The organism is Sphingobium sp. SA916, from assembly GCF_002894065.1.
In the GTDB taxonomy this organism is placed as follows: domain Bacteria; phylum Pseudomonadota; class Alphaproteobacteria; order Sphingomonadales; family Sphingomonadaceae; genus Sphingobium; species Sphingobium fuliginis.
The window spans coordinates 1-13,023 of record NZ_LXYF01000089.1 but is presented as its reverse complement, the minus strand read 5'-3'; the positions used below and the strand labels follow the sequence as shown (position 1 = coordinate 13,023).

Annotated in this window: 13 protein-coding genes and 1 pseudogene; 5 read left to right on the top strand and 9 right to left on the bottom strand. The window is 68.8% G+C overall.

The features are described from left to right. A partial coding sequence (locus A8G00_RS22835) for a DUF6456 domain-containing protein (RefSeq protein ID WP_253258062.1) occupies window positions 1-286 on the bottom strand: 286 nt, incomplete at its 3' end. Between the two features lie 97 nt (window positions 287-383). On the opposite strand from A8G00_RS22835, the gene A8G00_RS22830 reads away from it, so the two are divergent. Both A8G00_RS22830 and A8G00_RS22825 read left to right on the top strand, forming a co-directional pair. Then, the gene (locus tag A8G00_RS22830; RefSeq protein WP_044661396.1) at window positions 384-947 is read left to right on the top strand and encodes a helix-turn-helix domain-containing protein; all 564 of its coding nucleotides are present in this window, start codon (window positions 384-386) and stop codon (window positions 945-947) included. A gap of 130 nt (window positions 948-1,077) precedes the next feature. Beyond that, window positions 1,078-2,253: a glycosyltransferase gene (locus tag A8G00_RS22825; RefSeq protein WP_103001774.1), complete on the top strand. Its 1,176-nt coding sequence runs from the start codon at window positions 1,078-1,080 to the stop codon at window positions 2,251-2,253. A gap of 170 nt (window positions 2,254-2,423) precedes the next feature. Here the strand turns inward: A8G00_RS22825 and A8G00_RS22820 are convergent, their stop codons facing one another. After that, window positions 2,424-4,103, bottom strand: coding sequence for a molybdopterin oxidoreductase family protein (locus A8G00_RS22820; RefSeq protein WP_103001772.1), 1,680 nt, complete (start codon window positions 4,101-4,103; stop codon window positions 2,424-2,426). Between the two features lie 106 nt (window positions 4,104-4,209). Here A8G00_RS22820 and modA point away from each other — a divergent pair, with 106 nt between their 5' ends. Next, complete coding sequence (modA, locus tag A8G00_RS22815) at window positions 4,210-4,983, top strand: molybdate ABC transporter substrate-binding protein (RefSeq protein WP_103001771.1); 774 nt, start codon at window positions 4,210-4,212, stop codon at window positions 4,981-4,983. Between the two features lie 33 nt (window positions 4,984-5,016). On the opposite strand, the gene A8G00_RS22810 is transcribed toward modA, so the two are convergent. Then, window positions 5,017-5,763: an HAD-IIB family hydrolase gene (locus A8G00_RS22810; RefSeq protein WP_103001773.1), complete on the bottom strand. Its 747-nt coding sequence runs from the start codon at window positions 5,761-5,763 to the stop codon at window positions 5,017-5,019. 122 nt (window positions 5,764-5,885) lie between these two features. Here A8G00_RS22810 and modB point away from each other — a divergent pair, with 122 nt between their 5' ends. Together modB and A8G00_RS22800 are read left to right on the top strand one after the other, a co-directional pair. Then, entirely contained in the window at window positions 5,886-6,584 is a 699-nt protein-coding gene (gene modB, locus A8G00_RS22805; protein ID WP_044661392.1) for a molybdate ABC transporter permease subunit, read from the top strand. Next, on the top strand, window positions 6,574-7,182 hold the full coding sequence (locus A8G00_RS22800) for an ATP-binding cassette domain-containing protein (RefSeq protein ID WP_103001770.1): 609 nt from the start codon (window positions 6,574-6,576) through the stop codon (window positions 7,180-7,182). The genes modB and A8G00_RS22800 overlap by 11 nt, the downstream gene beginning before the upstream one ends. Here the strand turns inward: A8G00_RS22800 and A8G00_RS22795 are convergent. The 6 genes and pseudogenes from A8G00_RS22795 to A8G00_RS25720 form a co-directional block, all read right to left on the bottom strand. After that, a complete protein-coding gene (locus A8G00_RS22795; protein WP_103001769.1) occupies window positions 7,164-7,991 on the bottom strand; it encodes an aminoglycoside phosphotransferase family protein in 828 nt (275 codons plus the stop codon). The genes A8G00_RS22800 and A8G00_RS22795 overlap by 19 nt on opposite strands. 6 nt (window positions 7,992-7,997) lie before the next feature. Beyond that, window positions 7,998-9,272 carry a capsule biosynthesis protein gene (locus A8G00_RS22790; RefSeq protein WP_025549852.1) on the bottom strand — a complete coding sequence of 425 codons (1,275 nt, stop codon included), beginning with the start codon at window positions 9,270-9,272 and terminating at the stop codon, window positions 7,998-8,000. Continuing rightward, on the bottom strand, window positions 9,265-10,902 hold the full coding sequence (locus tag A8G00_RS22785) for a beta-3-deoxy-D-manno-oct-2-ulosonic acid transferase (protein WP_103001768.1): 1,638 nt from the start codon (window positions 10,900-10,902) through the stop codon (window positions 9,265-9,267). The genes A8G00_RS22790 and A8G00_RS22785 overlap by 8 nt, the downstream gene beginning before the upstream one ends. Window positions 10,903-11,013: 111 nt before the next feature. Continuing rightward, a complete protein-coding gene (locus A8G00_RS22780; protein WP_103001767.1) occupies window positions 11,014-12,312 on the bottom strand; it encodes a glycosyltransferase family 1 protein in 1,299 nt (432 codons plus the stop codon). 30 nt (window positions 12,313-12,342) lie between these two features. Beyond that, complete coding sequence (locus A8G00_RS22775; protein ID WP_044661388.1) at window positions 12,343-12,783, bottom strand: HIT family protein; 441 nt, start codon at window positions 12,781-12,783, stop codon at window positions 12,343-12,345. A 108-nt stretch (window positions 12,784-12,891) separates the two neighbouring features. Next, window positions 12,892-13,023, bottom strand: a pseudogene (locus tag A8G00_RS25720) (succinyl-CoA--3-ketoacid-CoA transferase); the annotation flags it as partial.

Below are 13,023 nucleotides of genomic sequence, written 5' to 3'. Positions count from 1 at the left end.
CGTCGAACCGCTCCCGCGCGGACAGTTGCGCCAGGCCCGGCTCCGCTCCCGCCGCGCCGCCAGCCCGCTGCCGCCCCGGCGCCGCATCCCAGCGCATCGTGATCCGCGGGCCCAGACCCGCCTTCTCCCAATCGGCGCGCAGCCTGTCGCCGGCAAGATAATGCCGCTCGCTCAAATGCCCCCGCGCATGCAGCCAGGCGAGAGGCGATTCGTGCAGGTTGACCGCGACCTTCTGCGCCCGGCCGAAGGGGTCCTCTATGATCTGTTCGACATATTGCGTGGCCATGGCGCTTCTCCTTGCAGCAATCCGATGCAGGGGGACTTGCCATGCCGGCCTGTTTGTAGGAAAGCGTTAAAACCAAATAGGTGAAACAGGACAAGATATGATCACCCGCATCCGGGAGGTACGCAAGGCCAAGGGGCTCACATTGGAACAGGTCGGCGCCTTATGCGTCCCGCCCACCACGGCCCAGACCATCGGTCGCCTTGAAACCGGCACCCGAACCGTATCGGTCAACTGGCTGAACCGCATCGCAAAGGCATTGGGCGTCGCCTCTTCCGAACTGGTCGCGCTGCCGGGCCAGAATGTCGTCCCCGTGGCCGCCCTGCTGGGGCCGGAGGGCGCCCGCGCCCCCACCCGCCCGCTCTCGCTCGCCCCGCCGGCTCCCGCGGACGCGATGGTGGGGGTGCAGGTATCGGGCAGCATCGGCGATTACCGCAGCGGTGACGAGATATGGTGCCGCCGCATCATGCCGGAGGAGTTTTCCAGCGTGCTCAACCGCGACCTGCTCTTGCCGCGCCACGCCGGGCGCTTCCTGTTCGGGCGGCTGATCGGGCGCGAGGACGACCGGCTGCACATCCTCCCCCTGGGCAGCGGCACGCGCCAGCAGGTGATAAGTGACCCACCCTGGGGCGCCGTGGCGGTCCAACTGGTCAGACGGCTGTAGACAAAGGCGCTTTCATCCTTAACCCTGTCCTGACCATGTCTGCCGGAAAGAGACCCGCCCCAGCATTGTCCCGTCGGACGGCATCGCCGGACGCCCGGGGCAATGCGGGAACAAGAGATAGTTGGATGCGATGACGCTGAACGTCCTGATGCTCTCGACCCTGTTCCCGGACATGAGCCGCCCCAATTTCGGCGTCTTCGTGGAACGGCAGGCGCGCGAGCTGGCCAGCCGGGATGGCGTCAGGGTCACGGTGGTCGCGCCGCTCGGCATTCCGCCCTGGCCGCTGTCCAGCGCCGGGCGCTACGCCGCCCTGCGCGCCCTGCCCGCCAAGGAACGGTGGAAGGACCTGACCGTCCACCGCCCGGTCTTCCCCATCATTCCCAAATTCGGCGGCCGCTTCAACGTCCACAGCATGACCCGCGCCATCCTGCCGCTGGTCAGGCGCCTCCATGCGCAGCAGCCTTTCGACGTCATCGACGCCAGCTTCTTCTTCCCCGACGGCCCGGTGGCGCAGCGCCTTTCCCGCGCGCTCGGCATTCCCTATTCGGTGAAGGCGCGCGGCGCCGACATCCATTATTGGGGCAAGCGCAAGGGCACGCGGAAGATGGTGAAGCGCGCCGCCGACGATGCCGCCGGCCTGCTCGCCGTGTCGGACGCGATGCGCCGGTCGATGGCGCGCATGGGCATCGACGGGGACAAGATCCGCGTCCATTATACCGGCGTCGACCTCGACCGTTTCGAAATAAGCGACCGCGCCGCCGCGAAGGAAAGCCTGGGTTTCGAAGGCCCGGTGGTGCTGTGCGTCGGCGCGCTCATCCCGCGCAAGGGGCAGGAACTGCTGGTCCAGGCGCTGCCGCAACTGCCCGGCGTCACGCTGCTGTTCGCCGGACAGGGGCAATATCGCCGCGCCCTGGAAAAACAGGCCGAGGAACTGGGCGTCGACCGGCGCATCGGCTTCCTGGGCTCGGTGCCGCACGATCGCCTGCCGCGCATCTATGCCGCCGCCGACGTCATGGCGCTCCCCTCCTCGTCCGAGGGTCTGGCCAATGCCTGGGTGGAGGCGCTGGCCTGCGGCACGCCGGTCGTGATCAGCGATGTCGGCGGAGCACGCGAACTGCTCGACCGGCCGGAGGCGGGCCGGATCGTCGCCCGCGAACCCGAAGCGCTGGCCGCCGCCATCAGCGATATATTGGTGAACCCGCCCGAACGGGAGGCCGTCCGCGAAGCGGCGCTACGCTTCACCTGGGCCGCCAATGGCGACGCGCTGCTGGAGCATCTCCGCGCCATCGCGGCTCAGCCGGCCTAAAGCGTTTTCCAGGCAGATGGAATCATCCGCCGACCCGAAAACGCAGTAAACAAAAGGCCTGGGACAGATTCCGGGATCGCCGGACCGATTGATCCGGATGGCTCGAACTGGCCAATCCTGCCGCTCCGGACGCACCCACACCCCGAAGCCGAAGTTCGCCACCTTGCCGGTCAACGGGCCCGAAAGGCGGCCTGATCCCAAAAGGCGATCAACCGCGCCTTGCCATCCGCCGTCGGGAAAAGCCCCTCGTCGAACGGCACCTCCCCCCAGCGCCACGGCGTCAGCTCATCATAAGCCGGGTTGGAAATCGGCGCATGCCGCTTGAGATTGAGCAACCGCCTGCCCTCGTTGCGATAGGCGGTCAGCCGCACATGCTCGCGATAGATTTCCGCGGGGCGCTCATAATGGAAGGCGTCGCGCCAACCCATGGCCTGCGCGATCCGGGTGAGTATCCACCAGTCGGGCTTGGTCTCTCCGGGCAGCGGGAACAACCAGCGCTGGCGGCTGATCAGCCGGTCGGCTCCGGTCAGCGTCCCATCCTTCTCGATCCATAGCGGGGACGGCAAGGCGACCATGCGCAGCGCGTCCATTTCCGGCTCGCTCCACGGCGTCATCAACAGGACCAGCGGCACCTGCTCCAGCAAGCCCCGGATCGGATGGGACGCCGAAGGCAGGCCGCCGGGCATCAGCAGCGCCTTGATGCGCCCCGCCTCTATCGCCCGGGCCAGCGCCTCGCCGGCCAGCCCCGGCCTGTCAGCCAGCCTCGTCGCGCCCCAGAAACGGCCGACCTGCGCCAAGGCATCCTCCGAAAAATCCCGGTGCGCGGCCAGTTCCCCGGCCCGGCAGCCGACTTCCCGCACGCCCATGCCGTTGGCGGCGTCCGTGACGGCGAAGGGCGCGGCGCCCGCCTTGCCGATGCGTCCGGTCGCCAGATGGAAATTGAGGATGGCGGCCGACAGGCGATGCGCTTCCTCGCCCTGCCCATGCGGGCTGAACAGCGTCACCAGCCGGGGCGCCGCCGCGACCTGCTCGTAGAAGGCACGCACCTCGCCCGGCGCCAGGCCGCAGGCGCGCGCCACCGACCAAAGGTCATGACCCCGGCTCAATCCCGCCCAGAAACCGGCCGGCACCGACAGCCTCCGTTCCAGAAATTCCCGGTCCAGCAAGCCATTGTCATGGCAATGCAGCAGCAGCCCGCTCAACAGCGCCGCCTCGCTGCCCGGCGCGACGGTCAGGCGCTCATCCGCCTCGACCTCCGGCCCGTCGCCCGCATGCGCGATCAGGATCAGGCGCGCGCCCTGCTCCGCCCGCGCCTCGGCCATCCTCTCGTGCAGCACCGGATGGCGGCGGGCCGTCGGCATGCCCACCAGCAGCAGCATGTCCGCCTGCGCCAGATCCTCATAGGCGGCGGGCATCACATCCTCGCCAAAGGCCGCGCGCTGCGCCGCCGCCATGCCGCCCGCCTCGCTGCAGGGCGCCTCGACATGCGCGGAGCCGATGAACCCCTTCATCAGCTTGTTGGCGACATAATAGTCTTCGGTCAGCAGGCCACCCGGCACATGCATCGCCACGCTGCCCGGACCGTGGCGTGCGATGACGGCGGACAGGCGGCGCGCAGCCTGGTCGATGGCGCGGTCCCAGCCGACGGCGCGGCCATCCACCACCGGCCGCAACAGCCGCCCCTCCAGCGCGAACATGTCCTTCAGCGCTTCGCTGCGGGTGCAGAGCAGACCGCCATTGGCAGGATGCACGGGATCGCCCTCGATCGACGCCTCGCGCCCCTTGCCGGTGACGGCGCGGATGCCGCATCCCACGCCGCATTGACCGCAAAGCGAACGAACGACCGCCACGGTGCGATCAGGCCGGGACCGGCGGGGTCGGGAACATGGTCATACCCTCCCGCTTAACCGATGCAGGACGAAGACAAAAGGGTGCGCAACTGGCAGGAGAAGGGTCATGCCGAAACCGATTCTCCGCGCGCTCGCGTCCATCGCCCTGTTCCTCCATATGGTGCCGGTTCCGGCCATGGCGCAGCAGCGCGGCCCGCTGGTGCTCGCCGCCGCCAGCATGCAGGAGGCGATGGGCGCCGCCGCCGATGCCTGGGCGGCGCAGCGCCATGCGCGGCCGGTCCTGTCCTTCGCCGCCTCCTCCGCGCTCGCCCGGCAGATCAGGGGCGGCGCCCCGGCCGACCTGTTCGTGTCGGCCGACGAAGACTGGATGGACGATGTCGAAAGGGCGGGCTTCGTGCAGCGCGGCAGCAGGGCCAACATGGCGGGCAACCGGCTGGTGCTGATCGCCCCGGCGCGCGCGCCGCTGAAGCTCCGCATCGCACGCGGCATGCCGATCGCCCGGGCGCTGGGCGACTCCCGGCTCGCCATGGCCAATCCGGACAGCGTGCCCGCGGGCAAATATGGCAAGGCGGCGCTGGGCGCGCTGGGCGTCTGGCCCGGCGTCGCCAACCGGCTGGCGCTGGGCGACAATGTGCGATCCGCCCTGACCCTGGTGGAACGGGGCGAGGCGCGGCTGGGCATCGTCTATGCGACCGACGCCCGCGCATCGAAGGCTGTCCTGGTGGTCGGCACCTTCCCGGCGGGAAGCCATGCGCCGATCCGCTATCCCCTCGCCCGCCTGCGCGCGAGCCGGAATCCGGACGCGGAAGGCTTTCGTCGTTTCCTGCTGTCGCGGGCCGGCCAGAACATCCTCGCCCGCTACGGCTTCAGCCGCCCGTGACCCTGTTCCTCCCCTCCCGCAGGAAGGGGAAAGTCACCTCTGACAGGCCACGATCGCGTCGATCACCGCCAGCGTCTCCTGCGGATCGCGCACCCGCACCGTGTCCAGCCCCAGTTGCTTGGCCGGATAGTCGTTGCCGCCGGGGAAGATCGCATCGCCGATGAACATCATCGCCTCCAGCGCGATCCCGCTCGCGTCGCGCAGCTTCTTCAGGCCATAGGCCTTGTCCACCCCCTCCCGCGTGATGTCGATGGAGGTCGCCCCGCCCATGTTGATCGACAGTCCCGGCAGGCGCTGGCGCAGGTCCGCCTGGATCACCTTGCGCTTGGCGAAGTCGGGGTCCCACACATCCTTGGCATGGATCGGCGCCTGCTGGCCCAGCGCGGAAAAGGTGATCTGGCTGCCGCGATCCTCGATCCGCTCGCCCCACACCTCTTCCGGCACGAAGCCCGTCGCCTCCAGCGAAGCGTCGAACGCCGCCAGGATCGCCTGCTTCTGCGCCTCCTCGAACAGTTCGGCATAGACCGGCGTCCACTGCCCGTCGCGATGGGTGTAGAGCTTTGTCCCCGTCGTCGGCATCAGCCACAGGCGCGAGCGGTCGGCCCGTTCCGGCAGGCGGCTCGCCACCTGCTTGTCGAATTGCGGCCAGTCCCCGCCGGAGATCACCGCGACATGCGCCACCTGCAACAGCCGGGCCAGGGCGTCGCCCATCGCCTCGCGCAGCGGCTGCTTGCTCTCCGCCAGCGTTCCGTCGAGGTCGAAGGCAATCAGGTCTTTCATGCACATGCTCCAGTTTGAAGGGCTGTCCGGCTTTGCCCTCTGGCCTCGACCGATGCAATGCCGATGAGCGGGACATGACAGGGGGCTGGTGTTTTCCCCTATCCTGACCGAAAGAGGGCGGCATGATCCTCTCTGCCGATGAATGGGGCATCGTTGCGCTGTCGCTCCGGGTCAGTCTGGTGGCGGTCGGGCTGATGCTGCCGGTCGCCTTCACCTTCGCCTGGCTGCTCGCCCGCTCGCGCTTCCCCGGCAAGCTGCTCGTGGACGCGCTCATCCACCTGCCGCTGGTGGTGCCGCCGGTCGTCACCGGATGGCTGCTTCTGCTCCTGTTCGGCGCGAACGGCCCGCTCGGCAGGCTGTTCGAACAGATGCTGGGCGTCAGCTTCATGTTCCGCTGGACCGGCGCGGCGCTTGCCTCCGCGATCATGGCGATGCCCCTGATGGTGCGCGCGATGCGGCTGTCGATCGAGGGCATCGACCACCGGCTGGAACAGGCCGCGCAGACGCTGGGCGCGGGCCGGTGGCGCGTCTTCCTCACCATTTCGCTGCCGCTGTCGCTGCCGGGCATAGTGGCGGGACTGGTGCTCGGCTTCGCCCGCTCCATCGGGGAGTTCGGCGCGACCATCACCTTCGTTTCCGACGTTCCGGGCGAAACCCGCACCCTGCCCATCGCCATCTATTCCGCGCTCCAGATGCCCGGCGCCGAATCGGCGGTGACCCGGCTCGCCATCATCTCGATCCTGCTGTCGCTGGCCGCGCTGGTCGCATCGGAGGCATTGGCCCGCCGGGCGAGCGGCGGAAGGACCAACCATGTCCTTTGACATCGCCGTCGACCATCGCATCGGCGACCGCCTCATCCACCTGCGGGCACAGGCAGGCGCCGGCCTTGTCGCCCTTTTCGGCCCCTCCGGCGCGGGCAAGACCAGCATCCTCAACATGGTCGCCGGCATATTGACGCCCGACAGCGGCCGGATCGCCGTGGCGGGCGAGACGCTGTTCGACAGCGGCGCGGGCATCGACATTCCCGCCGCCCGGCGGCGCGCCGGCTATGTCTTCCAGGACGGGCGGCTGTTCCCGCAGATGCGCGTGCGCGCCAATCTGCTCTACGGCCGCCATGGCGACGCGCCGCTGCCGTTCGACGCGGTCATGGACTTTCTGGGTATCGGCCATCTGCTCGACCGCTGGCCCGCCACCCTGTCCGGCGGCGAAGCGCAGCGCGTCGCGATCGGACGGGCGCTGCTGTCCGGCCCCCGATTCCTGCTGCTGGACGAGCCGCTGTCCTCGCTCGACCCCGCCCGGCGCGAGGAAATCCTGACCGTGATAGAACGGATGAAGCGCGATCTCGCCATGCCGATGCTCTATGTCAGCCACGACCGGGCGGAGGTCGAACGGCTGGCCGATCAGATCATCGCGCTGTAGGGGGGCAGGCCCGCCCCAGCCAGGGCCCGGTTCAAATAGGCCAGGAAAGCCGCCGGCCTGACCGGCGCCCGCGCCCGCAACCAGGCCAGCGCAACGACGGCCCGCCATTCCGCGCCATGCTCCAGCGCCGGGGCGAGCCGCCTGTAGCTGGCGACATAATGGCGCGCCGCCCAGTCCCGCGCCATGTTGGTCAACCGATCCTGCGGCCCCTCGCCGAAACGCAGCAGCATCTCCGTCCGCAACAGGTCGGGCACGAAGTCGCCACGCGCCGCCTTCGACCAGTCGATCGCCACCATGCCCGAAGGCGACAGCAGGATATTGCCGATGTGGAAATCGCCGTGCAGCAGCCGGTCGCCGTCCGGCAGTCCGTCCAGCAGCGCCACCGCCCCCTCCTGCAAGCCGCGATCCGCCGGGCCGTAAAGGATGTCCGTGCGCAACACCTGCCGCAGGGAGCGCAGGCCCGGCGCCGCCTCCCCGTGAATCCGCCGGTGCAGCGCCGCCATGTCGCGCAGGCAAGACCCCGATTGCAAAGGCCGCAGCCGCATGCGCCGCATCAGCGTCGGCCCGGTCACTTCGGGATAGAGGATCGCCCGCCCCTCCGCCATGTCCAGCCGTCGCAGGGGCCGGGCGACCGGCAGGCCCGCCTCCGCCGCCAGCGTCGCCGCATCAACCTCGCGGGCGATCATCTCCTCCGACACGGCGGCGTGGAATATCTTGGCCACGCGCCCCTCGCCCACGCGGCAGACGCGCGAACTCGCGCCAGCGGCCAACGGCACCAGCGGGCCGGGCGGATCGTCCTGCTGCGGCACGCGCCCCTATCGCAAGGCCGCCCGGGCAGGCTGGCGGTCATGCACCAGCCGCGGCTCGGCCCGCGAAGGGGCGGGACGGGTCAGCCGCTCCACGGCATTGTCCACCAGCATCCGCAGCCCTTCCTCGCTCAGCAGGCCGCCCCTGATCAGGCAACGGTCGATCAGCACCCGGCGGAAAGCCGAATAGAGCGCCATGTCGGGCGCCCCCGGCGCGGACCAGAATTCGTCGAGCGAACGCCTGTGCACCACGCCCGGCACCTTGTAGACCGCATGGCCCAGCACGACCACCGGCTTGCCGGCGTTAAGCGCCAGCGTGCCCACCGTGCTGTTGACCGTCACCACGCCCAGCGACCTGTCGACCACTTCGGCAATGTCCCAGTCCGCCAGGTAGAAGACCCTGTCCCCGACGCCATATTGCGCCGCCAGCCGCCGCGTCAGCCGTCCCCAGGCGACCAGTCCCGGATCGAGCGGATGGCGCTTCACCACCAGGGCGGTGTTGGCGGGCGCATGGGCGGCGAAGCTCTTGATGACGAAGCGCAAGGCCGCGCGCATCGTGCCGAAGGGCGAATGGACGCGGATCTGATAGTCGGAATCGAGCTGGAGCGGCAAAGTGAAATAGGGCCGGTCGCACACCGCCCCCCATTGCTCGCGCGACCTGCGGCGCTCCGCCTTGCGCAGGTTCAGCTTCTTGAACCAGCCCGCCGTCTCCCACAGGAAGCTGTTGGGCCGGTGCGTGCGATAGAAGGGAAAGGCGGGCCGCATCAGCGCCGACGCCATGCCGTTGCGCCCGGTGTTGAAGGCGCGCTGCCGGAAGGTGGAGGGGATTTGCGGCTGCCGCCCATTCTCCTCGGGCGGCAGCGCCCTCGCCTGCTCCAGATACCATTCGGGGTCGAGCGGCAGGGTCGAATTGCCGTTCACGCCATCTTCCTGAAGCGTCAGGAAATCGGGGCGGATATACCCCTCCTCCACCACATGGACGCGCAGGTTGCGCAGCCGCGCCATCTTGTGGGCGGAGGCATGATAGGGGCGGCAATCGCCATAGAGGATCAGGTCCGTCACGCCATGATGGACGATATGGTCGTCGAAGAAGATCGGCCAGTTGCGGAACGTCCCGCGATAATCGGTCGCCCCCTCCCCCGGCCAGTCGACCTTGTCGCCGCCATTGATGTTGATGCGCAGCGCCCGGTGCCCCCGCGCCCTCAGCGCCTCCGCCAGCATGGCGAAAAAGGGCCCATGCGGCCCCTGGAGGAACAGGAAGGTTCTGGCCTTGGCATCAACCATGGAAATACTCGGCGGACAAAGTCATAAATCTCTGCAACTTCCCCTGTAAAGTCCGCAGCCGGATCAACCATGAAACCGGGGCCGGCGCCCCGCTTGCCAAACGCTCGACCATGATTTCAGGTCCGCATGGCAAGCGCGTCACCGGGTCCAGATAGCGTGGATAGAGAATCAAGGCCCCGGCCACAAGCTGGTCCAGGGTGAGTTGACGCCCGCGCCGTCCGTTGGGCGCCGCCAGATCGCGGGTCAGCCCCCAGCCGGCATAGAAGGGCATGCCATGGACCGTCACCGGCCGCCCGCGCATCAGCGCCTCGAACCCGGTGAGGGAGGAGAGGACATGAACCTCGTCCACCGCCTGCACCAGCTCCATCAGCGGCGACCCGGTATCGATGGCGTCGGCCTGCTCCAGCACCGCCGCATCGCTCAGATTCCCCTTGCGCAGACCCGCCTGCACATCGGGATGCGGGCGATAGACGATATGGGCGTCGGGCTCGGCCGCGCGCACCCGCTTCAGCAGGTCGAGATTGCCCGCAACCCCCGCGCCGCCATATTCGACCGACAGATCGTCCTCGACCTGCCCGACCGCCAGCACCGTGCGGCGACCCTGGGGCAGGCCGATCATCCGCCCCCCGCCCTTGCCATATTTGGTGACGCCGGAAGCCCGGATCTGCGTCAGCAGCCGCGCCGCCCGCCGTTCCAGCGCGGGCGTGAAGACGCAGGTCGCCAGCAGCAGCTCCATGTCGCTGGCGGAGCGCGCGTCATAATAGATGCCCGTCCGGTCGATCACCACCGATCCGGGCGGATGCAGCGCCGCGCCCAGCCCCTTCGACCGCAGGAAGCCGTCCTCCACCCGGGCGATGGTCACGCCCTGCCGGCGCGCATCCTCCATGGCGCCGGGCGTCACGCGCGACGGCCAGACCGCAAGCGCGCCTCCCCGCCGGGCGGCCCGCCGCAGGCCCCTGCGCTCCGGCAGGAAGGGCGGCGACGCGACGCCGTCCCACAGGAACCGCCGGATCGCCTCCCGCTTCCACAAGGCCATGCCGCTCGCCGCCGCGATGCCATGATTGCCGTCCAGATGCCGCCGCCAGTCGGCCAGTTGCGCCACGGCCTGCACGGCATCGGCGTCCTCGCCGCTGAAACAGTCGCGATAGGTCGCCGCCGTCAGCGCGGCACAGGCGCTGTCACGCAGGACCGCCGGCTCGATGGCCGCGCCGTCCGCGCCGAAGACCGGCACATGCAGCAGCCCGGCGATGATCGCCAGTTCGTCGTCCGCCCCGGCATGAACGGAGGCCGCGCCCGCGATCAGCGTCCAGAGGTCGGTCGGTTCCGGCAGGACATGACCGGGGCCGGAGTCCGCGCCCCGCCCCGCCTTCCCCACAATGCCGATTTCCTGCCGCGCAAGGCCGTCCATCATGGCCTGCGGGACGGCCACGCCGGCCCGCGCGACCCGCCTGATGCCGACGGGCCGATGGCCCCAGAATGTGCCGCCGACCCGCGCCTGGGCGACGGCGTCCAGCAAGGCGTCGGAAACAGGCGCAGCCGCTTCGCCATCGCGCCGCATGCGACTGATCGCCGCCGTCGCGGGGTCAACGCCCGGAAAGGGGGGCGAGCGCAGAAACGGAGTCGCGTTCACGTTGAAAAGCCGCCCCCAGCCACGGATAGATCAGCGCGAATGGAGCGACGCTTCAGCCATTCGAAAACGCAATCCATACAACAGCTTCTGTGATCGCCCGGCACAGGGACGTCAAGCGGAAGCGCGAACCGTCATTTCGTCCAGCATGCCGGCGACGATGTCGAAATAATCCCCCCATGTCGGCGCCCGCCACGCCGCGATCCGCGCGATCTGCGCCGCCCGTTCGGGCGCATCGGCCTTGCTGTACGCCTCTATGGCCCTCAGCCAGCCGAGGCCGTCCAGCGGGTCGAGATAATCCGGCGCTTCGCCGCCCACCTCCCGATGCGCGACGATGTCGCTGCAGATCACCGGCACGCCCGCCGACAGCGTTTCGATCACCGGCATGCCATAGCCTTCCTCGAAGGAGGGCATCAGCATCGCCCGCGCCCCGGCGACCAGCGCGTTCATCTCATTGTCCGGCACGCTGCCCGCCTCGATCACATGGCCGCGCAGGATTTCCGCCCGCTCCAGCATGTCGACGACATTTTCATTTTCCCAGCCGCGCCGCCCGATCAGCACCAGCACCGGCGCCTTGTCGCCCCATCTCTCCACCAGCCGCCGCCAGATGTTGAGCAGCAGAAGATGGTTCTTCCGCGGCTCGATGGTCGAAATATAGACGAAATAGGGCCGATCCGGCACTTCATGGCTGCCCTCCACCACCATGTCCGGCGCGTCCGCGCCGAAATGGGCGACGCGGATCACCCGCCCCTCCAAGCCGCGCGTCAGGCGCGGCGCCAGCGCATCGATCGTCGCCTGGCTGTTGCCGATGATCCCGTCGGCATAGCGGTCGATCGTGCGCACCCGATTCAGATGCTCCTCCGCGCCCTGCGGCCGGGCGAATTCGGGATGGGTCAGCGGAATGACGTCATGCACCAGCGTCACGAAGCGCGCGCCCTCCGCCCGCAGGATCGCGCCGACCTGATCGGCGTCGTCCAGATGATGGGGCGACACCTGCAGATAGATGCGCGGCCCATGCGCCACCGGCACCGGGCGCGGGCGCAGCGCGATCAGGTGGCGGATCACCGCCGCCTTGCTCTCGCGCTCGTCCACCTGCTCCGTGTTGCGCCAGCGCGCCGCGGTGAAGGCCAGGAACTGGCGCACCGCCGCATCCTTCAGCCGCCCATAATAGCCGCCCGCCGGATGAACGGCGGCGAAGGCCAGCCGGTCCGGCATCCGCTCCAGCAATTCGCGGGCATAGGTGAACTCGACCCGGTCGATCCCGGTCGGCGCGGCATGGAAACTGCGGGACAGCAGCCGGGAAATGTCCAGGACGATCTCCGCCGGCCGGCTGCCGCCGGCGAAGCGCCGGCTTTCCCGCTTGGCGCGCAGCGCCAGCCGCGCGCCGGGGGCCTTGAAGGGCTTGAGCGCCACCTCAGGGCGCTTTCACGAAGGTCTGGCGCATCAGAACTGGGCGCGAATCTCTTCGGCCAGCTTCTGCAGTTCCGCCGGATCGGCAAAGTCGCCCTGCGCATGGGCGACGAAGCCGCGCGGCTGGCCTTCCCAGCGCGGCACGATGTGGAAATGCAGGTGGAACACGGTCTGCCCGGCAGGCGCGCCGTTGAACTGCGCGACATGGATGCCGTCGGGGTCCAGCGCCCTGCGGGTGGCGTTGGCGACCTTCTTCACCGTCGCCATCACCTGCGCCAGCGCCTCGTCCTCGACGTCCAATATGTTCCGCGCCTTCGACCATTTGGAAATGACCAGGCTGTGCCCCTTGGACTGCGGCTGGATGTCGAGGAAGGCATATGTATGCTCGTCCTCATAAAGCCTGGTCGAAGGAATCTTCCCAGCCAGGATCAGGGCAAAGACATTGCCATCGTCATAGGTGCCGTCGAGGCTCATCGTGCTTCCTCAGAGCGATTTGCAGGTGATCCGACTGGATCGCCGGTTAAGAAATCGCGGTAAACAAAAAACTTCGGAGCGGCGATCCGATTCGATCGGATCGAAGCTCTAGGACTGATAATGCGCACTGGTCTTGGCGGCGACTTCCTCCGCCGTCACGCCCGGCGCGCATTCGATGAGGCGGAACGGGCTGTCATGGTCGGGCCGCTGGAACACGCAGAGGTCGGTGACGATCATGTC